Origin of the sequence: Cedecea sp. AS113, from assembly GCF_037152415.1 — a bacterium.
Taxonomy (GTDB): domain Bacteria; phylum Pseudomonadota; class Gammaproteobacteria; order Enterobacterales; family Enterobacteriaceae; genus Cedecea.
This window is the reverse complement of record NZ_JBBCMI010000009.1, coordinates 1-21,175: the sequence shown is the minus strand read 5'-3', so window position 1 is coordinate 21,175 and position 21,175 is coordinate 1. Positions and strand designations below refer to the sequence as shown.

Annotated in this window: 35 protein-coding genes and 1 pseudogene; 30 read left to right on the top strand and 6 right to left on the bottom strand. The window is 50.6% G+C overall.

What is annotated here, in order from left to right; translation table 11 throughout:
- Positions 1-12: 12 nt before the first annotated feature.
- From rpsC to WFN87_RS12435, 24 genes are all read left to right on the top strand, one after another.
- Positions 13-711, top strand: a complete 699-nt coding sequence (gene rpsC, locus WFN87_RS12550) for a 30S ribosomal protein S3 (RefSeq protein ID WP_006817277.1) — start codon at positions 13-15, stop codon at positions 709-711.
- A gap of 12 nt (positions 712-723) precedes the next feature.
- Positions 724-1,134 carry a 50S ribosomal protein L16 gene (gene rplP / locus WFN87_RS12545; protein ID WP_002438716.1) on the top strand — a complete coding sequence of 137 codons (411 nt, stop codon included), beginning with the start codon at positions 724-726 and terminating at the stop codon, positions 1,132-1,134.
- Complete coding sequence (rpmC, locus tag WFN87_RS12540; RefSeq protein ID WP_008457158.1) at positions 1,134-1,325, top strand: 50S ribosomal protein L29; 192 nt, start codon at positions 1,134-1,136, stop codon at positions 1,323-1,325. The genes rplP and rpmC overlap by 1 nt, the downstream gene beginning before the upstream one ends.
- Positions 1,325-1,579: a 30S ribosomal protein S17 gene (gene rpsQ / locus WFN87_RS12535; RefSeq protein ID WP_008457160.1), complete on the top strand. Its 255-nt coding sequence runs from the start codon at positions 1,325-1,327 to the stop codon at positions 1,577-1,579. Before rpmC ends, rpsQ begins: the two co-directional genes overlap by 1 nt.
- A 166-nt stretch (positions 1,580-1,745) precedes the next feature.
- A complete protein-coding gene (gene rplN / locus WFN87_RS12530) occupies positions 1,746-2,117 on the top strand; it encodes a 50S ribosomal protein L14 (protein ID WP_008457164.1) in 372 nt (123 codons plus the stop codon).
- A gap of 10 nt (positions 2,118-2,127) precedes the next feature.
- On the top strand, positions 2,128-2,442 hold the full coding sequence (gene rplX / locus WFN87_RS12525; protein WP_007724317.1) for a 50S ribosomal protein L24: 315 nt from the start codon (positions 2,128-2,130) through the stop codon (positions 2,440-2,442).
- 14 nt (positions 2,443-2,456) lie between these two features.
- The gene (rplE, locus tag WFN87_RS12520) at positions 2,457-2,996 is read left to right on the top strand and encodes a 50S ribosomal protein L5 (RefSeq protein ID WP_008457169.1); all 540 of its coding nucleotides are present in this window, start codon (positions 2,457-2,459) and stop codon (positions 2,994-2,996) included.
- A 14-nt stretch (positions 2,997-3,010) separates the two neighbouring features.
- Positions 3,011-3,316 carry a 30S ribosomal protein S14 gene (gene rpsN / locus WFN87_RS12515; RefSeq protein WP_008457171.1) on the top strand — a complete coding sequence of 102 codons (306 nt, stop codon included), beginning with the start codon at positions 3,011-3,013 and terminating at the stop codon, positions 3,314-3,316.
- Positions 3,317-3,349: 33 nt separating this feature from the next.
- Positions 3,350-3,742: a 30S ribosomal protein S8 gene (gene rpsH / locus WFN87_RS12510; protein ID WP_008457173.1), complete on the top strand. Its 393-nt coding sequence runs from the start codon at positions 3,350-3,352 to the stop codon at positions 3,740-3,742.
- Between the two features lie 13 nt (positions 3,743-3,755).
- Positions 3,756-4,289 (top strand): 50S ribosomal protein L6, encoded by a 534-nt coding sequence (rplF, locus tag WFN87_RS12505; protein WP_008457175.1) that lies wholly within the window; start codon positions 3,756-3,758, stop codon positions 4,287-4,289.
- A gap of 9 nt (positions 4,290-4,298) precedes the next feature.
- Entirely contained in the window at positions 4,299-4,652 is a 354-nt protein-coding gene (rplR, locus tag WFN87_RS12500) for a 50S ribosomal protein L18 (RefSeq protein WP_008457177.1), read from the top strand.
- A gap of 14 nt (positions 4,653-4,666) precedes the next feature.
- Entirely contained in the window at positions 4,667-5,167 is a 501-nt protein-coding gene (rpsE, locus tag WFN87_RS12495; protein WP_008457179.1) for a 30S ribosomal protein S5, read from the top strand.
- 6 nt (positions 5,168-5,173) lie between these two features.
- Positions 5,174-5,353, top strand: a complete 180-nt coding sequence (gene rpmD / locus WFN87_RS12490; RefSeq protein WP_004846568.1) for a 50S ribosomal protein L30 — start codon at positions 5,174-5,176, stop codon at positions 5,351-5,353.
- Positions 5,354-5,356: 3 nt separating this feature from the next.
- The gene (rplO, locus tag WFN87_RS12485; RefSeq protein ID WP_008457184.1) at positions 5,357-5,791 is read left to right on the top strand and encodes a 50S ribosomal protein L15; all 435 of its coding nucleotides are present in this window, start codon (positions 5,357-5,359) and stop codon (positions 5,789-5,791) included.
- 7 nt (positions 5,792-5,798) lie between these two features.
- Positions 5,799-7,130: a preprotein translocase subunit SecY gene (gene secY / locus WFN87_RS12480; RefSeq protein ID WP_008457186.1), complete on the top strand. Its 1,332-nt coding sequence runs from the start codon at positions 5,799-5,801 to the stop codon at positions 7,128-7,130.
- A 30-nt stretch (positions 7,131-7,160) separates the two neighbouring features.
- A complete protein-coding gene (gene rpmJ, locus WFN87_RS12475) occupies positions 7,161-7,277 on the top strand; it encodes a 50S ribosomal protein L36 (protein ID WP_008457187.1) in 117 nt (38 codons plus the stop codon).
- 146 nt (positions 7,278-7,423) lie between these two features.
- The gene (rpsM, locus tag WFN87_RS12470) at positions 7,424-7,780 is read left to right on the top strand and encodes a 30S ribosomal protein S13 (protein ID WP_008457189.1); all 357 of its coding nucleotides are present in this window, start codon (positions 7,424-7,426) and stop codon (positions 7,778-7,780) included.
- 16 nt (positions 7,781-7,796) lie between these two features.
- The gene (gene rpsK / locus WFN87_RS12465) at positions 7,797-8,186 is read left to right on the top strand and encodes a 30S ribosomal protein S11 (RefSeq protein ID WP_008457192.1); all 390 of its coding nucleotides are present in this window, start codon (positions 7,797-7,799) and stop codon (positions 8,184-8,186) included.
- A 34-nt stretch (positions 8,187-8,220) separates the two neighbouring features.
- On the top strand, positions 8,221-8,841 hold the full coding sequence (rpsD, locus tag WFN87_RS12460) for a 30S ribosomal protein S4 (RefSeq protein ID WP_008457194.1): 621 nt from the start codon (positions 8,221-8,223) through the stop codon (positions 8,839-8,841).
- A gap of 25 nt (positions 8,842-8,866) precedes the next feature.
- Positions 8,867-9,856 carry a DNA-directed RNA polymerase subunit alpha gene (locus tag WFN87_RS12455; protein ID WP_008457196.1) on the top strand — a complete coding sequence of 330 codons (990 nt, stop codon included), beginning with the start codon at positions 8,867-8,869 and terminating at the stop codon, positions 9,854-9,856.
- 40 nt (positions 9,857-9,896) lie between these two features.
- On the top strand, positions 9,897-10,283 hold the full coding sequence (gene rplQ, locus WFN87_RS12450; protein WP_008457198.1) for a 50S ribosomal protein L17: 387 nt from the start codon (positions 9,897-9,899) through the stop codon (positions 10,281-10,283).
- A 110-nt stretch (positions 10,284-10,393) separates the two neighbouring features.
- The gene (locus WFN87_RS12445; protein WP_336709775.1) at positions 10,394-10,765 is read left to right on the top strand and encodes a DUF1992 domain-containing protein; all 372 of its coding nucleotides are present in this window, start codon (positions 10,394-10,396) and stop codon (positions 10,763-10,765) included.
- Positions 10,765-11,181 (top strand): Zn(2+)-responsive transcriptional regulator, encoded by a 417-nt coding sequence (zntR, locus tag WFN87_RS12440; RefSeq protein WP_166995996.1) that lies wholly within the window; start codon positions 10,765-10,767, stop codon positions 11,179-11,181. Before WFN87_RS12445 ends, zntR begins: the two co-directional genes overlap by 1 nt.
- A gap of 65 nt (positions 11,182-11,246) precedes the next feature.
- Positions 11,247-11,531 carry an alternative ribosome-rescue factor A gene (locus WFN87_RS12435; protein ID WP_336983145.1) on the top strand — a complete coding sequence of 95 codons (285 nt, stop codon included), beginning with the start codon at positions 11,247-11,249 and terminating at the stop codon, positions 11,529-11,531.
- On the opposite strand, the gene mscL is transcribed toward WFN87_RS12435, so the two are convergent.
- From mscL to def, 5 genes are all read right to left on the bottom strand, one after another.
- A complete protein-coding gene (gene mscL, locus WFN87_RS12430; protein ID WP_008457207.1) occupies positions 11,467-11,880 on the bottom strand; it encodes a large-conductance mechanosensitive channel protein MscL in 414 nt (137 codons plus the stop codon). The genes WFN87_RS12435 and mscL overlap by 65 nt on opposite strands.
- Positions 11,881-12,035: 155 nt before the next feature.
- Positions 12,036-13,412, bottom strand: coding sequence for a Trk system potassium transporter TrkA (trkA, locus tag WFN87_RS12425; RefSeq protein WP_008457209.1), 1,377 nt, complete (start codon positions 13,410-13,412; stop codon positions 12,036-12,038).
- 49 nt (positions 13,413-13,461) lie between these two features.
- On the bottom strand, positions 13,462-14,751 hold the full coding sequence (gene rsmB / locus WFN87_RS12420; protein ID WP_336983146.1) for a 16S rRNA (cytosine(967)-C(5))-methyltransferase RsmB: 1,290 nt from the start codon (positions 14,749-14,751) through the stop codon (positions 13,462-13,464).
- A gap of 73 nt (positions 14,752-14,824) precedes the next feature.
- A complete protein-coding gene (gene fmt / locus WFN87_RS12415) occupies positions 14,825-15,772 on the bottom strand; it encodes a methionyl-tRNA formyltransferase (RefSeq protein WP_166995992.1) in 948 nt (315 codons plus the stop codon).
- 14 nt (positions 15,773-15,786) lie between these two features.
- On the bottom strand, positions 15,787-16,296 hold the full coding sequence (gene def, locus WFN87_RS12410; RefSeq protein WP_039288271.1) for a peptide deformylase: 510 nt from the start codon (positions 16,294-16,296) through the stop codon (positions 15,787-15,789).
- A 137-nt stretch (positions 16,297-16,433) separates the two neighbouring features.
- Between def and dprA the strand changes: the two are divergent.
- The 6 genes and pseudogenes from dprA (at position 16,434) to WFN87_RS12380 (ending at position 20,212) form a co-directional block, all read left to right on the top strand.
- A pseudogene (dprA, locus tag WFN87_RS12405) lies at positions 16,434-17,549 on the top strand (DNA-protecting protein DprA).
- A complete protein-coding gene (smg, locus tag WFN87_RS12400; RefSeq protein WP_008457217.1) occupies positions 17,521-17,994 on the top strand; it encodes a DUF494 family protein Smg in 474 nt (157 codons plus the stop codon). The pseudogene dprA and the gene smg overlap by 29 nt, the downstream one beginning before the upstream one ends.
- Positions 17,995-18,017: 23 nt before the next feature.
- Entirely contained in the window at positions 18,018-18,572 is a 555-nt protein-coding gene (locus WFN87_RS12395; RefSeq protein WP_336983148.1) for a DNA topoisomerase family protein, read from the top strand.
- Positions 18,565-19,137: an L-threonylcarbamoyladenylate synthase type 1 TsaC gene (gene tsaC / locus WFN87_RS12390; RefSeq protein WP_166879808.1), complete on the top strand. Its 573-nt coding sequence runs from the start codon at positions 18,565-18,567 to the stop codon at positions 19,135-19,137. Before WFN87_RS12395 ends, tsaC begins: the two co-directional genes overlap by 8 nt.
- A gap of 2 nt (positions 19,138-19,139) precedes the next feature.
- A complete protein-coding gene (gene aroE / locus WFN87_RS12385) occupies positions 19,140-19,958 on the top strand; it encodes a shikimate dehydrogenase (protein WP_166995990.1) in 819 nt (272 codons plus the stop codon).
- Positions 19,955-20,212 (top strand): DUF1488 family protein, encoded by a 258-nt coding sequence (locus tag WFN87_RS12380; protein WP_166995988.1) that lies wholly within the window; start codon positions 19,955-19,957, stop codon positions 20,210-20,212. Before aroE ends, WFN87_RS12380 begins: the two co-directional genes overlap by 4 nt.
- Here the strand turns inward: WFN87_RS12380 and WFN87_RS12375 are convergent.
- Positions 20,188-20,742 carry a gamma carbonic anhydrase family protein gene (locus WFN87_RS12375; RefSeq protein ID WP_008457228.1) on the bottom strand — a complete coding sequence of 185 codons (555 nt, stop codon included), beginning with the start codon at positions 20,740-20,742 and terminating at the stop codon, positions 20,188-20,190. The two genes, WFN87_RS12380 and WFN87_RS12375, sit on opposite strands and share 25 nt — an antisense overlap.
- Positions 20,743-21,175: the final 433 nt, after the last annotated feature.

Sequence of the window (21,175 nt, the reverse complement as noted above, 5' to 3'; positions counted from 1 at the left end):
TGGAGACTAGCAATGGGTCAGAAAGTACATCCTAATGGTATTCGCCTGGGTATTGTAAAACCATGGAACTCAACCTGGTTTGCGAACACCAAAGAATTCGCTGACAACCTGGACAGCGATTTTAAAGTACGTCAGTACCTGACTAAGGAACTGGCTAAGGCGTCTGTATCTCGTATCGTTATCGAGCGTCCTGCTAAGAGCATCCGTGTGACCATTCACACCGCTCGCCCAGGTATCGTTATCGGTAAGAAAGGTGAAGACGTAGAAAAACTGCGCAAGGTCGTAGCGGATATCGCTGGCGTTCCTGCACAGATCAATATCGCCGAAGTTCGTAAACCTGAACTGGACGCAAAATTGGTTGCTGACAGCATCACTTCTCAGCTGGAGCGTCGTGTGATGTTCCGTCGTGCGATGAAGCGTGCTGTACAGAACGCAATGCGTCTGGGCGCTAAAGGTATCAAAGTTGAAGTTAGCGGCCGTCTGGGCGGCGCCGAGATCGCACGTACCGAATGGTACCGTGAAGGTCGCGTGCCGTTGCACACTCTGCGTGCTGACATCGACTACAACACCTCTGAAGCGCACACCACTTATGGTGTAATCGGCGTTAAGGTATGGATCTTCAAAGGTGAGATCCTGGGTGGTATGGCTGCTGTTGAACAACCGGAACCGGCTGCTCAACCTAAAAAGCAGCAGCGTAAAGGCCGTAAGTAAGGAGAGTCGCTGATGTTACAACCAAAGCGTACAAAATTCCGTAAAGTGCACAAAGGCCGCAACCGTGGTCTGGCGCAGGGTACGGATGTTAGCTTCGGCACTTTCGGTCTGAAAGCTGTTGGCCGTGGTCGTCTGACTGCCCGTCAGATCGAAGCAGCACGTCGTGCAATGACCCGTGCAGTTAAGCGTCAGGGTAAGATCTGGATCCGTGTATTCCCGGACAAACCGATCACCGAAAAGCCGCTTGAAGTGCGTATGGGTAAAGGTAAAGGTAACGTGGAGTATTGGGTTGCCTTGATCCAGCCAGGTAAAGTCCTGTATGAAATGGACGGCGTACCTGAAGAGCTGGCCCGTGAAGCCTTCAAGCTGGCAGCAGCAAAACTGCCTATCAAAACCACCTTTGTAACTAAGACGGTGATGTAATGAAAGCAAAAGAGCTGCGTGAAAAGAGCGTCGAAGAGCTGAACACCGAGCTGCTGAACCTACTGCGTGAGCAGTTCAATCTGCGCATGCAGGCTGCAAGTGGCCAGCTGCAACAGACTCACCTGCTGAAGCAGGTTCGTCGTGATGTTGCACGTGTTAAGACTTTACTGACTCAGAAGGCGGGTGCGTAATGACCGATAAAATCCGTACTCTGCAAGGTCGCGTTGTCAGCGACAAAATGGAGAAATCCATTGTTGTTGCCATCGAACGTGTTGTGAAGCACCCGATCTACGGGAAATTCATCAAGCGTACGACCAAACTGCACGTACATGACGAGAACAACGAATGCGGTATCGGTGACGTGGTTGAAATCCGCGAATGCCGTCCGCTGTCCAAGACTAAGTCCTGGACGCTGGTTCGCGTTGTAGAGAAAGCGGTTCTGTAATACAGTACCCTTTCTCAAACAAATAAACGGCTCAGCGATGAGCCGTTTATTTTTTCTACCCATATCCTGGAACCGGTGTTATAATGCCGCGCCCTCGTTTATGGGGCTTTTTAACGACCTGATTTCCAGGTCCCGAAGTAGTAGTTGACATTAGCGGAGCACTGAAATGATCCAAGAACAGACTATGCTGACCGTGGCCGACAACTCCGGCGCACGTCGCGTAATGTGTATCAAGGTTCTGGGTGGCTCGCACCGTCGCTACGCAGGCGTCGGCGACATCATCAAAATTACCATCAAGGAAGCAATTCCTCGCGGTAAGGTGAAGAAAGGCGATGTGCTGAAAGCGGTAGTGGTGCGCACCAAGAAGGGTGTTCGTCGCCCGGACGGTTCTGTCATTCGCTTCGATGGCAATGCATGCGTTATTTTAAATAATAACAGTGAGCAGCCAATCGGCACGCGTATTTTTGGGCCGGTAACTCGTGAACTGCGTAATGAGAAGTTCATGAAAATTATCTCTCTGGCACCAGAAGTACTCTAAGGAGCGAATCATGGCAGCGAAAATCCGTCGTGATGACGAAGTTATCGTGTTAACCGGTAAAGATAAAGGTAAGCGCGGTAAAGTAAAAAATGTCCTGTCTTCCGGCAAGGTCATTGTTGAAGGTATCAACCTGGTTAAGAAACATCAGAAGCCGGTTCCGGCCCTGAACCAACCAGGCGGCATCGTTGAAAAAGAAGCTGCAATTCAGGTTTCTAACGTTGCTCTCTTCAACGCGGCAACCGGCAAGGCTGACCGTGTAGGCTTTAGATTCGAAGACGGCAAAAAAGTCCGTTTCTTCAAGTCTAACAGCGAAACTATCAAGTAATTTGGAGTAGTACGATGGCGAAACTGCATGATTACTACAAAGACGAAGTAGTTAAGAAACTCATGACTGAGTTTAACTACAATTCTGTCATGCAAGTCCCTCGGGTCGAGAAGATCACCCTGAACATGGGTGTTGGTGAAGCGATCGCTGACAAGAAACTGCTGGATAACGCAGCAGCTGATCTGACAGCAATCTCCGGTCAAAAACCGTTGATCACCAAAGCACGCAAATCTGTTGCAGGCTTCAAAATCCGTCAGGGCTATCCGATCGGCTGTAAAGTAACTCTGCGTGGCGAACGCATGTGGGAGTTCCTTGAGCGTCTGATCACTATTGCTGTACCTCGTATCCGTGACTTCCGTGGCCTGTCCGCTAAGTCTTTCGACGGTCGTGGTAACTACAGCATGGGTGTCCGTGAGCAGATCATCTTCCCAGAAATCGATTACGACAAAGTCGATCGCGTCCGTGGTTTGGATATTACCATTACCACTACTGCGAAATCTGATGATGAAGGCCGTGCTCTGCTGGCTGCCTTTGACTTCCCGTTCCGCAAGTAAGGTAGGGTTACTTCATGGCTAAGCAATCAATGAAAGCACGCGAAGTAAAGCGCGTTGCTTTGGCTGAAAAATTCTTCGCTAAACGCGCAGAACTGAAAGCTATCATTTCTGATGTGAACGCGACCGACGAAGACCGTTGGAACGCTGTTCTCAAGCTGCAAACTCTGCCGCGTGATTCCAGCCCGTCCCGTCAGCGTAAACGCTGCCGCCAGACTGGTCGTCCACATGGTTATGTGGGCAAGTTCGGGTTGAGCCGTATCAAGTTACGTGAAGCCGCCATGCGCGGTGAAGTACCTGGCTTGAAAAAGGCTAGCTGGTAATTGTCACCAATTGAATCACGGGAGTAGAGACAGATGAGCATGCAAGATCCGATCGCGGATATGCTGACCCGTATCCGTAACGGTCAGGCCGCGAACAAAGTTGCGGTCACCATGCCTTCCTCCAAGCTGAAAGTGGCAATCGCCAACGTGCTGAAGGAAGAAGGTTATATTGAAGAATTTAAAATTGAAGGCGACATCAAGCCTGAACTGGAACTGACTCTTAAGTATTTCCAGGGCAAGGCTGTGGTAGAGAGCATTCAGCGAGTCAGCCGCCCAGGCCTGCGCATCTATAAGAAAAAAGATGAGCTGCCTAAAGTTATGGCCGGCATGGGTATTGCTGTCGTTTCTACCTCTAAAGGTGTTATGACTGATCGTGCAGCGCGCCAGGCTGGTCTTGGTGGCGAAATTATCTGCTACGTAGCGTAATTGGAGGAATAAAATGTCTCGTGTTGCTAAAGCACCGGTCGTTGTTCCTGCAGGCGTAGAGGTAAAACTCAACGGTCAGGTTATTTCGATCAAAGGTAAAAACGGCGAGCTGACTCGTACTATCAACGATGCTGTTGAAGTTAAACACGCTGAAAATGCTCTGACTTTCGCTCCGCGCGAAGGCTTTGCAAACGCGTGGGCCCAAGCGGGTACCACTCGTGCGCTGTTGAACGCAATGGTTGTCGGTGTTACCGAAGGCTTCACTAAGAAGCTGCAGCTGGTTGGTGTAGGTTATCGTGCAGCCGTTAAAGGCGACGTGGTGAATTTAGCCCTGGGCTTCTCTCACCCTGTTGAGCATAAGCTGCCTGCGGGTATCACTGCTGAATGTCCGACTCAAACTGAAATCGTGCTGAAAGGCGCTGATAAGCAGATGATCGGTCAGGTTGCAGCTGATCTGCGCGCCTACCGTCGTCCTGAGCCTTACAAAGGCAAGGGTGTCCGTTACGCCGACGAAGTCGTGCGTACCAAAGAGGCTAAGAAGAAGTAAGGTAACACTATGGATAAGAAATCTGCTCGTATCCGTCGTGCGACCCGCGCACGTCACAAGCTCAAAGAGCTGGGTGCAACTCGCCTGGTGGTACATCGTACCCCGCGTCATATTTACGCACAGGTAATTGCTCCAAATGGTTCTGAAGTTCTGGTAGCTGCATCTACTGTAGAAAAAGCTATCACTGAGCAACTGAAGTACACTGGAAACAAAGACGCCGCTGCAGCTGTAGGTAAAGCTGTTGCTGAGCGCGCTCTGGAAAAAGGCATCACCGTTGTTGCTTTTGACCGTGCTGGTTTCCAATATCATGGTCGTGTCCAGGCACTGGCAGATGCTGCCCGTGAAGCTGGCCTTCAGTTCTAAGGTAGAGGTGTAAGATGTCTCACATCGAAAAACAAGCTGGCGAACTGCAGGAAAAGCTGATCGCGGTAAATCGCGTATCTAAAACCGTTAAAGGCGGTCGTATTTTCTCCTTCACTGCTCTGACAGTGGTAGGCGACGGTAACGGTCGTATTGGTTTTGGTTACGGTAAAGCGCGTGAAGTTCCAGCAGCGATCCAGAAAGCGATGGAAAAAGCCCGTCGCAACATGATTAACGTCGCGCTGAACAGCGGCACCCTGCAGCACCCTGTTAAAGGCGTGCACACAGGTTCCCGCGTGTTCATGCAGCCGGCTTCCGAAGGTACCGGTATCATCGCCGGTGGTGCAATGCGCGCCGTCCTGGAAGTCGCTGGTGTTCATAACGTCCTGGCTAAAGCGTATGGTTCCACTAACCCGATTAACGTGGTTCGTGCAACTATCGATGGCCTGGCGAATATGAAATCTCCAGAAATGGTCGCTGCCAAGCGTGGTAAATCCGTTGAAGAAATTCTGGGGTAATTGACCATGGCAAAGACTATTAAAATCACTCAAACCCGCAGTGCAATCGGTCGTCTGCCGAAACACAAGGCAACGCTGCTTGGCCTGGGTCTGCGTCGTATTGGCCACACCGTAGAGCGCGAGGATACTCCTGCTGTACGCGGTATGGTCAACGCGGTTTCCTACATGGTTAAAGTTGAGGAGTAAGAGATGCGTTTAAATACTCTGTCTCCGGCCGAAGGGTCTAAGCACGCTTCCAAGCGTCTGGGTCGTGGTATCGGTTCTGGCCTCGGTAAAACCGGCGGTCGTGGTCACAAAGGTCAGAACTCTCGTTCTGGTGGTGGCGTACGTCGTGGTTTCGAAGGCGGTCAGATGCCGTTGTACCGTCGTCTGCCGAAATTCGGTTTCACCTCTCGCAAAGCAATGATCACGGCAGAAGTTCGTCTGTCCGATCTGGCGAAAGTTGAAGGCGACGTAGTTGACCTGAACACGCTGAAAGCAGCAAACATTATCGGTATTCAGATCGAGTTCGCGAAAGTGATCCTGTCTGGTGAGGTAACTCGTCCGGTAACTGTTAGCGGCCTGCGTGTGACCAAAGGCGCTCGTGCTGCTATCGAAGCTGCTGGCGGTAAAATCGAGGAATAAGTAGCAGATGGCAAAACAACCGGGATTAGATTTTCAAAGTGCTAAAGGCGGCCTCGGCGAGCTGAAACGCAGACTGATGTTTGTTATCGGTGCGCTGATTGTGTTTCGTATTGGCTCTTTTATTCCGATCCCTGGTATTGATGCCGCTGTACTTGCCAAACTGCTTGAGCAACAGCGAGGCACCATCATTGAGATGTTTAACATGTTCTCTGGTGGTGCTCTCAGCCGTGCTTCTATCTTCGCGCTGGGTATCATGCCGTACATTTCGGCATCGATCATCATTCAACTGCTTACCGTGGTTCATCCCGCGTTGGCAGAGCTGAAGAAAGAAGGGGAATCTGGTCGTCGTAAGATTAGCCAGTACACCCGTTACGGCACTCTGGTGCTGGCAATATTCCAGTCAATCGGTATTGCTACCGGTTTACCGAATATGCCTGGTATGCAGGGCCTGGTGTTAAACCCAGGCTTTGCATTCTATTTCACCGCTGTTGTAAGTCTTGTCACCGGGACAATGTTCCTGATGTGGCTGGGTGAACAGATTACTGAACGTGGTATCGGTAACGGTATCTCAATCATAATCTTCGCGGGTATCGTTGCGGGACTTCCGCCGGCCATTGGCCATACCATCGAGCAAGCAAGGCAAGGCGACCTGCACTTCCTCCTGTTGCTGTTGGTTGCAGTATTAGTATTTGCAGTGACCTTCTTCGTTGTTTTTGTTGAGCGTGGCCAGCGCCGCATTGTGGTCAACTACGCTAAACGTCAACAGGGTCGTCGTGTCTATGCTGCGCAGAGCACACATTTACCGCTGAAAGTGAACATGGCCGGGGTTATCCCTGCGATCTTCGCCTCCAGTATTATTCTGTTCCCGGCGACCATCGCGTCATGGTTCGGGGGCGGTACCGGTTGGAACTGGCTGACAACAATTTCGCTGTATTTGCAGCCTGGGCAACCGCTTTATGTGTTACTCTATGCGTCTGCAATCATCTTCTTCTGTTTCTTCTACACGGCGTTGGTCTTCAACCCGCGTGAAACAGCAGATAACCTGAAGAAGTCCGGTGCATTTGTACCAGGAATTCGTCCGGGAGAACAAACGGCGAAGTACATCGATAAAGTAATGACCCGCCTGACTCTGGTTGGTGCGTTGTACATTACCTTTATCTGCCTAATCCCGGAGTTCATGCGCGATGCAATGAAAGTGCCGTTCTACTTCGGTGGGACCTCACTGCTGATCGTTGTTGTCGTTATCATGGACTTTATGGCTCAAGTGCAAACTCTGATGATGTCAAGTCAGTACGAGTCTGCATTGAAGAAAGCGAACCTGAAAGGCTACGGCCGTTAATCGTCGCTTGAGAAGTTACGGAGAGTAAAAATGAAAGTTCGTGCTTCCGTCAAGAAATTATGTCGTAACTGCAAAATCGTTAAGCGTGACGGTGTTATTCGCGTGATTTGCAGCGTAGAGCCGAAGCATAAACAGCGTCAAGGCTGATTATCTCGCATATTTTTCTTGCAAAGTTGGGTTGAGCTGGCTAGATTAGCCAGCCAATCTTTTGTATGTCTATGCGTTTCCATTTGAGTATCCTGAAAACGGGCTTTTCGGCATGGGACGCATAATCTAAATAGTAGGAGTGCATAGTGGCCCGTATAGCAGGCATTAACATTCCTGATCAAAAACACGCCGTGATCGCGTTAACCTCGATCTACGGTGTCGGCAAGACTCGCTCCAAGGCCATTTGCGCTGCGGCGGGTATCGCTGAAGATGTTAAGATCAGTGAGCTGTCTGAAGAACAAATCGACACGCTGCGTGACGAAGTTGCCAAATTTGTCGTTGAAGGTGATCTGCGCCGTGAAGTGAGCATGAGCATCAAGCGTCTGATGGACCTTGGTTGCTATCGCGGTTTGCGTCATCGTCGTGGTCTGCCAGTGCGCGGTCAGCGTACTAAGACCAACGCACGTACCCGTAAGGGTCCGCGCAAACCGATCAAGAAATAATCGGGGTGATTGAATAATGGCAAAGGCACCAATTCGTGCACGTAAACGTGTAAGAAAAACAGTCTCTGACGGCGTGGCTCATGTCCATGCTTCTTTCAACAACACCATCGTTACTATTACCGATCGTCAGGGTAATGCGTTGGGTTGGGCAACTGCCGGTGGTTCCGGTTTCCGTGGTTCTCGCAAATCCACTCCGTTTGCAGCTCAGGTTGCAGCAGAGCGTTGCGCAGAAGCCGTGAAAGAATACGGTATCAAGAACCTGGAAGTTATGGTTAAGGGTCCTGGCCCAGGCCGCGAATCAACTATTCGTGCTCTGAACGCCGCTGGTTTCCGCATCACTAATATTACTGATGTGACTCCAATCCCTCATAACGGTTGTCGTCCGCCGAAAAAACGTCGCGTATAACGCGTCCGTTTTCTAGGATTGTTGGAGAAAGAAAATGGCAAGATATTTGGGTCCTAAGCTCAAGCTGAGCCGTCGTGAGGGCACCGACTTATTCCTTAAGTCTGGCGTTCGCGCGATCGATACCAAGTGTAAAATTGAACAAGCTCCTGGCCAGCACGGTGCGCGTAAACCGCGTCTGTCTGACTATGGTGTGCAGTTGCGTGAAAAGCAGAAAGTTCGCCGTATCTACGGTGTGCTGGAGCGTCAGTTCCGTAACTATTATAAAGAAGCAGCTCGTCTGAAAGGCAACACCGGTGAAAACCTGTTGGCTCTGCTGGAAGGCCGTCTGGACAACGTTGTTTACCGTATGGGCTTCGGCGCTACTCGTGCGGAAGCACGTCAGCTGGTTAGCCATAAAGCTATCATGGTAAATGGTCGCGTTGTTAACATCGCTTCTTATCAGGTAACTCCGAATGACGTAGTCAGCATCCGTGAGAAAGCCAAAAAGCAATCTCGCGTTAAGGCCGCTCTGGAGCTGGCTGAGCAGCGTGAAAAGCCAACCTGGCTGGAAGTTGATGCTGCCAAGATGGAAGGTGTGTTCAAGCGTAAGCCTGAGCGTACCGATCTGTCTGCGGACATTAACGAACACCTGATCGTCGAGCTTTACTCCAAGTAAAGCTTAGTACCAAAGAGAGGACACAATGCAGGGTTCTGTGACAGAGTTTCTAAAACCACGCCTGGTAGATATCGAGCAAGTGAGTTCGACGCACGCCAAGGTGACCCTTGAGCCGTTAGAGCGTGGCTTTGGCCATACTCTTGGTAACGCACTGCGCCGTATTCTGCTTTCGTCGATGCCGGGTTGCGCGGTGACTGAGGTTGAGATTGATGGTGTACTGCACGAGTACAGCACCAAAGAAGGCGTTCAGGAAGATATCCTGGAAATCCTGCTCAACCTGAAAGGGCTGGCGGTAAGAGTTCAAGGTAAAGATGAAGTTATCCTTACCCTGAATAAATCTGGCATTGGCCCTGTGACCGCAGCCGATATCACGCATGATGGTGATGTCGAAATCGTCAAGCCGCAGCATGTGATCTGCCACCTGACCGATGAGAACGCCGCTATTAGCATGCGTATCAAAGTTCAGCGCGGTCGCGGTTATGTGCCGGCTTCTACCCGAATTCATTCGGAAGAAGATGAGCGCCCAATCGGCCGTCTGCTGGTCGACGCCTGCTACAGCCCTGTAGAGCGTATTGCCTACAATGTTGAAGCCGCGCGTGTAGAACAGCGTACCGACCTGGACAAGCTGGTCATCGAAATGGAAACCAACGGCACAATCGATCCTGAAGAGGCGATTCGTCGTGCGGCGACCATTCTGGCAGAACAACTTGAAGCTTTCGTTGACCTACGTGATGTACGTCAGCCGGAAGTTAAAGAAGAGAAACCAGAATTCGATCCGATCTTGCTGCGCCCTGTTGACGATCTGGAATTGACTGTCCGCTCTGCTAACTGCCTTAAGGCAGAAGCTATCCACTATATCGGTGATCTGGTACAGCGTACCGAGGTTGAGCTGCTCAAAACGCCTAACCTGGGTAAAAAATCTCTTACTGAGATTAAAGACGTGCTGGCTTCTCGTGGTTTGTCTCTGGGCATGCGCCTGGAAAACTGGCCACCAGCAAGCATTGCTGACGAGTAACCGGATCACAGGTTAAGGTTTTACTGAGAAGGATAAGGTCATGCGCCATCGTAAGAGTGGTCGTCAACTGAACCGCAACAGCAGCCATCGCCAGGCTATGTTCCGCAACATGGCAGGTTCACTGGTTCGTCATGAGATCATCAAGACGACCCTGCCTAAAGCGAAAGAGCTGCGTCGCGTAGTTGAGCCGCTGATTACTCTTGCCAAGACTGACAGCGTTGCTAATCGTCGTCTGGCATTCGCCCGCACTCGTGATAACGAGATCGTGGCAAAACTGTTTAATGAACTGGGTCCGCGTTTCGCGAGCCGTGCAGGTGGTTACACTCGTATTCTGAAGTGTGGCTTCCGTGCTGGTGACAATGCTCCGATGGCTTACATCGAGCTGGTTGATCGCGCCGAGTCTCAAACAGAAGCTGCTGCAGAGTAATCTGTAGTAACGTAGAAAAACCGGGCTTGCCCGGTTTTTTTATATCCAGAATATCCCCTTCTCTCTTTTCCCCGTATTCTTGTATTACTCCCGATAATTTTGAGGTCGCTATGTGGTTGCTTGATCAATGGGCAGAACGGCATATTCTTGATGCGCAGCGAAACGGAGAGTTCGAGGGGCTAGTCGGTAGCGGTGAGCCTATATTGCTCGACGATGACAGTCATGTTCCTCCCGAGCTCCGTGCCGGATACCGTCTGCTAAAAAATGCAGGTTGCTTGCCGGCAGAGATGCAGCAGCGGAAGGATGCCATTGAGCTGGTTGATCTGCTAAAAACGGTGCATATTCAGAGCGAGGAATATCAGGCGATCGGTAAAAAGCTCGCACTGCTTGAGCTTAAGCTCCGACAGGCGGGTATAAGCACCGACTTCTTACGTGGTGAGTATGCCGTAAAATTGATGCAGCATATCGATGAGGAAAGGTGATGTTTCGTATAGGTGAACTGGCAAAACTGGCGGATGTGACGCCGGATACTATTCGTTACTACGAAAAACAAAACATGATGGATCACGAAGTGCGAACTGAAGGTGGTTTTCGCCTGTATAGCGACAGCGATCTTCAGCGTCTTAAATTCATTCGTTACGCTAAGCAACTTGGTTTCACGCTTGAGGCCATCCGGGAGCTTTTATCGATCCGTATCGATCCTGAGCATCATACTTGCCAGGAATCGAAAGGGATTGTGCAGAGCCGGCTGAGTGAGGTTGAGTCTAAAATCAAAGAATTGCAGAATATGCGGCGCTCGCTGCAGCGTCTGAATGATGCTTGTTGTGGCAGTGCACACAGTAGCGTTTATTGTTCTATCCTTGAAGCGCTGGAACAGGGAGCAAGCAACAAAAAATAGCCGCTTGATCTTTTACAGCCTCAGGCATAGACTCGCGGCGATCGTTTAACCCATCTGGAGTAACTATGAGCACCAAGTATCGCCATCATAAAGGGCAAATTAAAGATAACGCCATTGAAGCGCTATTACATGACCCACTGTTCAGGCAAAGAGTTGAGAAGAATAAGAAAGGGAAAGGCAGTTATCAGAGAAATGAGAAACACGGTAAGAGAGGTAACTGGGAGGCCAGTGGCAAACAAGCAATTCGCTTTTTTACCACTGGCTTTCTGCTTTTAATAACCAGTATTAATTCCGTTGGTTCTGCTCTTTCAGCAGGTCACGAATCTCGCTCAGCAGAACTTCCTCTTTAGACGGTGCCGGAGGTGCGGCAGGCTCTTCCGCTTTTTTACGATTCAGTTTATTGATCACTTTGATGGCCATGAAGATGGCAAACGCGACAATCACGAAGTCAAAAATATTCTGAATAAATACGCCGTAGTGCATAACTACCGCAGGAACATCACCCTGGGCATCACGCAATGTTAAAGCAAACTGTTTAAAATCAACGCCACCAATCAGCAAACCCAGTGGTGGCATAATAATATCCGCTACCAGGGAGGAAACAATCTTCCCGAATGCTGCGCCAATAATCACACCTACTGCCAAATCAACAACGTTCCCGCGCATCGCGAATTCGCGAAACTCTTTTAAAATACTCATTAATCTCTCCTTGTGCCGGCTGACAGTAATAATTCTAACAAAGGTTATCTTAATTTCCATTGCTACAAGAAATAAGAATTTTTTGTTAATTCCATAATTTTAAAATGGTTTTTATATGAAGAAACAGAGCAGAAAATATTTCTGCTCTGATGAGTTTAGAGGAAGAATGGGCTTGGCTGGAACAGGCGTTCGACATCGCTGACAAATTTCTTATCCGTTAAGAACATAATGACGTGATCGCCCTGTTCTATACGAAGGTTGTCGTTGGCAATCATCACATCATTGCCACGTACAACCGCACCAATGATCGTGCCAGGCGGCAGTTTAATCTCATCGATGACTCGACCCACAACGCGAGAGGTGCTTTCATCTCCATGAGCCACGGCCTCAATGGCTTCTGCAACGCCACGGCGAAGAGATGAAACGCCAACAATATCGGCTTTACGCACGTGCCCGAGTAGAGCAGAAATGGTTGCCTGCTGAGGTGAAATCGCAATATCAATCACGCTCCCCTGCACTAAATCGACATAGGCATTACGCTGTATGAGGACCATGACTTTTTTGGCGCCCATTCGCTTAGCCAGCATGGCCGACATGATGTTAGCTTCATCATCGTTGGTGACCGCAATAAAGAGATCAACCTGATCGATATGTTCCTCTGCTAACAGTTCCTGATCTGAGGCGTCACCATAAAATACGATGGTATTTTGCAGCATTTCTGCAAGTTCAGAAGCTCGCTGCTGATCGCGCTCGATCAGTTTTACGCTGTAATCTTTCTCGAGACGATGCGCTAAACCTGCGCCGATATTACCGCCGCCCACCAGCATGATGCGCTTGTAAGGTTTTTCGAGGCGCTGAAGCTCGCTCATTACCGCACGGATATTTTGTGACGCGGCAATAAAGAAGACTTCATCACCGGCTTCAACAATGGTTGAACCCTGCGGGCGAATAGGGCGGTCGTGACGGAAAATGGCTGCGACACGAGTATCGATGTGCGGCATATGTTCGCGCATGGTGGAAAGTGCATTACCCACCAGCGGACCACCATAGTAGGCTTTTACTACTGCCAGGCTAACTTTCCCTTCGGCAAAATTCACGACCTGAAGTGCCCCCGGGTACTCAATCAGGCGGTAAATATTGTCGATAACCAACTGCTCAGGAGCAATCAGGTGATCAATGGGAACGGCTTCTGCATTGAACAGTTTTTCTGCATCGCGAACATAATCGGGGGCTCGAATGCGGGCAATTCTGTTCGGTGTATTAAACAGCGAATAAGCGACCTGACATGCGATCATGTTCGTTTCGTCAGAGCTGGTGACTGCGACCAGCATGTCTGCGTCATCGGCCCCTGCTTCACGAAGTACGCGGGGATGAGAGCCGTGGCCCTGGACTACGCGGAGGTCAAACTTGTCCTGCAGGCTGCGCAGGCGGGCCTGGTTAGTATCGACGACGGTAATATCGTTGTTTTCACCGACCAGATTTTCTGCCAGAGTGCCGCCGACCTGGCCCGCACCCAGAATGATTATTTTCATCGTTTATCGCTTCACGAGTGATGAAACTTATGACTCACCCTGCAGGGAGTCAGCTCTTAATTAGCTTAGCGTAATAGAAGCCGTCACCGTCGTCTGCTGCAGGCAGATTTTGAATGCCCGGAGCCTTATTGTCACCGGTTTCTACCAGTTTGGCATCGGCATGACGTGCCAGAAACGCGCTCACCTGATCCTTATTCTCGTCGGGGAGAATAGAACAAGTGGCATAGACAAGCGTCCCGCCGGTTTTAAGGTGAGGCCAGATAGCATCCAGAATCTCTTTCTGCAAAGCAACGAGTTCTGCGGTATCCCTGTCGCGACGCAGCCATTTGATGTCTGGATGGCGACGAATAACGCCGGTTGCTGAGCATGGCGCATCAAGCAAAATACGGTCAAACTTAGTTTCGCCACACCACTGAGCAGGGAAACGGCCGTCTCCCTGTTTTACTTCTGCTTTCATGCCAAGGCGTTCAAGATTTTCATGCACGCGTTTCAGGCGCTGGGTGTCAACGTCGACGGCCATCACTTTTGCATTCGGGGCCGCTTCCAGAATATGCGTTGTCTTACCGCCCGGTGCGGCACAAAGATCCAGAATAGTTTCACCGTTTTGCGGATCTAAAAGATCGACGCTGCCCTGAGCTGAAGCATCCTGCACGGTCACCCAGCCTTGCTCAAAACCAGGTAATGCCTGAACGGGGGCGGGTGAATCAAGGCGAACAGCATCCTGGTATTTGGGATGTATATGGCCTTCCAGACCAGCCTCAGCCAGCAAAGCCATCCATGCTTCACGCGTATGGTGCTGGCGATTTACGCGCAGCCACATTGGAGGGCGCTGGTTATTAGCATCGACAATGGATTCCCAGCAGTCCGGGTAAGCTTTTTTCAAACGCTGCAGCAGCCAGGCCGGGTGCAGAAAACGGCTTTCATGCTTAGCAGCTTCTGCCATCAGGTTTTCTTGCTGGCGCTGGAACTGACGTAGTACGCCATTGATTAAGCCCTTAAAAGCCTGGCGCTTAATCGCGATGGCACCTTCAACGGTTTCAGCCAGCGCAGCATGCGCAGGAATACGGGTATACAGAAGCTGATAGATGCCGACCATAATTAAGTAATGGATTGTGCGCTGCTTTCCAGTCATCGGGCGTGACATGAGTTTGCCAACCAACCAGTCCAGCTGCGGAAGGGTACGCAGCACGCCGAAGCACAGCTCCTGCAGCAGGGCTCTGTCTTTATCAGACACTTTCTGCTGTGCCCCAGGCAGTACATTACTTAATGATTGTCCTTGCTCGACAACTTGTTCAATTGTTTGGGCAGCCAGGCTGCGAAGATTCAGTGTTTTTTTCATTATCGTGCTCTGGTTTTTCCAGCGCTATAAACAAAAATGCCCAGGTTACCCTGGGCGTATAAATGCGGCTTTATCAGGAGAGGACTGTACCAGGTTCAAACCATTCACGGCGTGAGTTCAGTAGGTCCTGCGCTTTCATGGCTTTTTTACCTGCAGGCTGCAGTTCTTCAAGATTCAGAATGCCCTCGGCGGTCGCAACCTGGATACCTTGTTTACTGGTGGCCAGAATGGTGCCCGGTGCTGAATTTGTCTGGGTGCTGATCGCCGACGCGCGCCAGACTTTTAGCGGCTGCCCGTCGATTTCCAGCCAGCTCATTGGCCATGGGTTAAAAGCACGGATACAGCGTTCCAGTTGAACGGCAGAAAGGTTCCAGTTGATGCGGGCTTCTTCTTTGCTGAGTTTCTCAGCATAGGTCACCAGCGCTTCGTCTTGAACCTCCGGCGTAGCGGTACCGTTGGTTAGCTGTTCCAGCGTGTCCAGAAGGCCTTTAGGACCCAGCCCTGCTAGCTTATCGTAGAGGGTTCCGCTGGTGTCTTCTGCCTCAATCGGACAAGAGAGTTTATACAGCATGTCGCCGGTATCGAGACCGATATCCATTTGCATAATGGTGACGCCAGTTTCAGCATCCCCGGCCCACAAAGAACGTTGGATCGGTGCCGCACCACGCCAGCGCGGCAGCAGTGAACCATGAACATTTACGCAGCCCAGGCGAGGCATATCGAGTACCGGCTGAGGCAAAATCAGGCCATATGCAACCACCACCATAACATCGGCGTTGAGGTCGGCAATCAACTGCTGATTTTCCGCTTTACGCAGCGTAGCCGGCTGAAAGACAGGAATGCCTTTCTCTTCTGCCAGCGCTTTTACCGGGCCTGGCATGAGTTTTTTACCGCGGCCTGCCGGACGATCTGGTTGGGTAAATACACCAACGACCTGGTGCTGAGAAGACAACAGCGCGTCAAGGTGACGCGCTGCGAAGTCTGGGGTTCCGGCAAAAATAATACGCAGAGAATCTGACACGTTGTTTGTTGTCCTTAAGCTTTCGCTTTCAAACGGTCGAGTTTTTCAACTTTCTGGCGAATACGTTGCTGTTTCAGCGGCGACAGATAATCGATAAACAGTTTACCGACCAGGTGATCCATTTCGTGCTGGATACAAATCGCCAGCAGGCCATCTGCTTCCAGTTCAAAGGCTTTACCGTCACGATCGAGCGCGCGAATTTTTACTTTTTCCGCACGAGGTACCAGCGCACGCTGTTCAGGGATGGAAAGACAACCTTCTTCAATACCGGTCTCACCGCTTTTTTCCAGCAGTTCCGGGTTAATCAGTACCAGCTGTTCGTCACGGTTCTCGGATACATCAATCACGATGATGCGTTGGTGAATATCTACCTGCGTAGCCGCCAGGCCAATGCCTTCTTCGGCGTACATAGTATCGAACATATCATCAACGATACGCTGAATGTCCGCATTCACTTCTTCAACCGGTTTAGCGACTTTGCGAAGGCGCTCGTCGGGAATATGTAATACTTGCAAAACTGCCATAAATTTCCAGAGCTGTGTTCAGTAGTAGAAAGGATTATTCCCTCTATTCTAGACATTTCCCCGGCTGATTGACAGCATCAGTGACCAATCGCAAGGATTGCTTTGATGGCCTGTGGCAGGGGGATTGAGTGCAGATAATGGAGATTTGGCTACGTCTTATGGCTGTTAAGGGGCTGAGTGGGGATAAGTTCCTAAAAATAGCCCACTTCCTGGAACGATGCCCAAGGGTAGAAAGGGAGAGTCTGCTCGCGGCGGGATTAAATGCCCGAGAATGTGCATTATTTACTGCATTCGATGAGCGCCAGCTTGAAGCTAGCCTTCTTTGGCTCGATAAGCCAAATCACCATCTGCTGACGGCGGAAGACGCCCTTTATCCTGAGCAGCTCAGAGCCATAAATGATTATCCTGCCGCTCTGTTTGTTGCCGGTGAACCTTCACTACTCAGCCAGAACCAGCTTGCCGTTGTTGGTAGTCGTAACCTGTCAGATTACGGCGAGCGCTTTTGCCGGCAGTTCAGTGAAGCGCTTGCACAGTCTGGACTGGTGATAACCAGCGGGTTGGCATTGGGCATTGATGGGGTGGCGCACCGTGCGGCACTGAGAGTCAAGGGTAAAACCATTGCTGTGTTGGGGAATGGATTAGGCAGCGTTCATCCTAAACGTCATGCGATGTTAGCCCGGAAAATTCTCGAGCAAGAAGGGGCAGTGCTATCCGAGTTTCCCCTTTCCTGTACGCCCTAGCCCTCGAACTTTCCGTGGCGTAATCGTGTCATCAGTGGGCTGAGTAGAGCCGTTTTTGTCGTAGAAGCCGGTGAACGAAGTGGATCCCTGGTGACTGCCCGCTATGCCGTTGAACAGGGAAGAGAGGTATTTGCTCTGCCCGGTACGGTAGGAAGTCCTGGGAGCGATGGCCCACACTGGCTTATTCAGCAAGGGGCTAATCTAGTACGAAGTCCGCAGGATATCCTCGATTATCTCGCCTCTGAACTCCATTGGCTTCCCGCTTCGCACAATGTGTCAATATATTCGCCAAATCAACAGGACGGCGCATTGCCATTTCCCCATCTGTTGGCTAACGTAGGAGATGAGGTTACACCTGTTGACGTCGTCGCTGAACGTGCCGGCCAACCTGTGCCAGAGACGGTAGCTCAGTTACTCGAACTGGAGTTAGCAGGATGGATCGCAGCTGTACCCGGCGGCTATGTCCGATTGAGGAGGGCATGCCATGTTCGACGTACTAATGTACTTATTTGAAACCTACATCCACAGCGAAGCAGAAATGCGCGTTGATCAGGATAAGCTGACGAGCGATCTCACCGACGCTGGTTTTGATCGTGAGGACATTTTTAACGCATTAGTGTGGCTTGAAAAGCTGGCCGACTATCAGGATGGCTTGACCGAACCGATGCAGCTTGCTGCCGATCCTCTCTCTATGCGTATTTTTACCGCAGAAGAGAGCCAGCGGCTTGATGCAGACTGTCGGGGCTTTTTACTGTTCCTTGAACAGATTCAGGTGTTAAATCTCGAAACCCGCGAAATGGTGATTGAGCGCGTGCTGGCGCTGGACACAGCAGAATTCGAACTGGAAGATCTGAAGTGGGTTGTACTGATGGTGCTGTTCAACATTCCGGGGTGTGAAAACGCCTACCAGCAAATGGAAGAATTACTCTTCGAGGCAAATGAAGGTATGCTGCACTAAATTAAGTTGCAGCATGAGATGTTATGGCCAAGTCAGCACTGTTCTCGGTGCCAAAAAATGAACCCTGCCCCCAATGCGGGGCAGAGTTAGCAATACGTTCCGGTAAACACGGCCCATTTTTGGGCTGTTCCCATTACCCGGAATGCGATTATGTTCGCCCGTTAAAGAGCCAGACGGATGGGCATATTGTTAAAGTACTTGATGGCCAGCAATGCCCGGTATGTCAGTCGACGCTCGTGCTACGTCAGGGGCGGTTTGGCATGTTTATCGGCTGCAGCAATTACCCTGAATGCGAACACACGGAAATCATTGATAAACCCGATGAGACGGCAATAGCGTGCCCCCAATGCCAAAAAGGGCAACTGGTTCAGCGTCGTTCTCGCTACGGGAAAACGTTCTGGTCCTGTAACAGCTACCCGGACTGTCAGTTTGTCATTAATGTTAAACCGGTAGCGGGTATCTGTTCTGAATGTCAGTATCCGCTGCTTATTGAAAAGAAAACGGCTCAGGGCGTGAAACGTTTCTGCGCCAATAAACAATGTGGAAAGCCGGTAACGACGGAACAAGCCAGTGAATAATAACCTGCCTGAAGGCCAGCTCGCGCAGATCGTAGCGGCCCTGAAAGAAGAACAAGTCATCGCCTACCCAACCGAAGCCGTCTTTGGCGTTGGTTGCGATCCCGATAGTGAACTCGCAGTTACTCGCCTGCTTGAGCTGAAACAGCGTCCGGTAGAGAAGGGACTTATCCTTATCGCCGCCAATTTTGAGCAGCTGAAACCTTATATTGATGCCGCTGCGCTTAATGAAGCACAGCTTTCGGTGGTGTTTGCAAACTGGCCTGGCCCGGTGACGTTTGTTTTCCCGGCTTTGCCTTCCACCCCAAAGTGGCTGACCGGGCGTTTTGATTCTTTGGCGGTGCGTGTGACCAATCATCCGCTTGTGAAAGAGCTATGTCTTGCCTACGGTAAGCCTCTGGTGTCTACCAGTGCGAACCTTACGGGCTTGCCTCCGTGTCGCAGTTCGGAAGAAGTTCAGCAGCAGTTTGGCCAAAGTTTCCCTGTACTTATGGGGGATACCGGTGGGCGGCTTAATCCTTCAGAAATACGCGATGCCTTAACCGGCGAACTCTTCCGTCAGGGGTAATTATGGAAACTTTCGCCGTCTTTGGTAACCCTATTCAGCACAGCAAATCTCCTCTTATTCATCGCCTTTTCGCAGAACAATTGGGAATTGAACATCCTTATGGACGCGTGCTTGCTCCGTTAGACACTTTTGCTGAAACACTTGAAGCCTTCTTCAATAAAGGAGGAAGGGGAGCCAACGTCACCGTACCTTTTAAAGAACAAGCTTTTACTCGTGCAGACGAGCTAACAGAGCGGGCGGCGCTGGCAGGTGCGGTCAATACGCTCAAGCGCCAGGAAGATGGACGTTTGCTTGGAGACAATACGGATGGTATTGGCTTGTTGAGCGATCTTGAACGTTTGAAACTGATCAAACCCGGCGATCGTATTCTGCTGGTGGGGGCCGGCGGCGCAGCGCGTGGTGTACTGTTGCCCTTGTTATCATTAGATTGTGCGGTCACGATAACCAACCGTACGTTTGCCAAAGCGGCAGAACTAGCTGATTTATTCAGCCATACGGGAAGTGTTAACGCCGTGGCAATGGATCAGCTCGAGGGGCATGAATTCGATTTACTGATCAACGCCACGTCCAGCGGGATTGGCGGTGAGATCCCTGCGCTGCCGGTTTCTCTCCTTTCCCACCGTGTAAGTTGCTACGACATGTTTTACCAGAAAGGGCTGACGCCATTCTTGAACTGGGCCACGAGTCACGGTGTAGTGTCTTACGCGGATGGTCTTGGCATGCTGGTGGGGCAGGCTGCACACGCTTTTATGCTTTGGCACGGCGTCATGCCAGATGTCGCGCCAGTTATTGAGGCGTTGAAAAGAGAAATGGCGGCGTGAACCAGGCCATTCAGTTCCCGGATCGTGAAGTCTGGGATGAAGAGCGGCAGGCTATCCGTTTTCCTGCGCTGGTGCAGGGGTTCCAGGTTGAGTGCGCGATAAGCTCATTGGCCATTGCCAGCCGCTTCGGCGGCAATGGCGCCGAAGAGTGGCTTTCTTTATTTCGGGAATATCGTTGGGATCTTGAAGAAGAAGCCGAAGGCCTGATAGAAAGTGAGCAGGAAGGCGATCAAGGGTGGTACTGGCTATCCTGAGCCAGATACTCATCTTTCCAGCGCACATAATTGTTAGCGGAGTAGGTTAATCCGGCCAGCTCCGCTTCAGTCAGGCGGCGAATCTGTTTCACCGGACTGCCTAAATAGAGAAAGCCGCTTTCCAGGTGCTTGTTCTGGGGGACCAGGCTACCGGCACCAATCATCACATCATCTTCTACTACTACTCCATCCAATAGGATCGACCCCATTCCAACCAAGACGCGATTGCCGATCGTGCAGCCGTGCAGCATTACCTTATGGCCCACCGTCACATCTTCACCAACGATCAGCGGGTTCCCTTCAGGTTTATAAGAGGACTTATGGGTAACATGAAGCACGCTGCCATCCTGGATGTTGGTGCGTGCTCCAATTGTCACGGTGTTTACGTCCCCTCGAATAGCAACTAACGGCCAGATACTGACATCATCCGCCAGTTTTACGTCACCAATGACCACGCTGGTGGGATCAACCATGACTCGTTCATCGAGTTGAGGGAAAGTTTTTTGAAAAGCGCGCAGTACCGCAGACATAAACACCTCAGGGAAATTCATTACAGAAATAGACTGTGGCCGCTTTCTTGAGCAATGGCAAGGGAGTAAAGGGCGATAAAGAGGGCTGATCGAACAGGATCTCAGCGAAAAGAGTGAAAACTAAACATTCAGAAAAAAAGATCGAAAAAGTACTTGTGCTAAAAAGTGGGATCCCTATAATGCGCCTCCATCGAGACGGCACAGTGAATCACTTCACAAATTAGCCGGTTCGATAAAGAGAAAAAATCCTGAAAATCGGGGTTGACTCTGAAAGAGGAAAGCGTAATATACGCCACCTCGAGTTAGCAAGCGAAAGCGCCTAACTCACTGCTCTTTAACAATTTATCAGACAATCTGTGTGGGCACTCGCAGGATTGATATCTCAGCATCTTCGGATGCAAACAAATATCAAGTCTTGAAGAGTGACTACTGA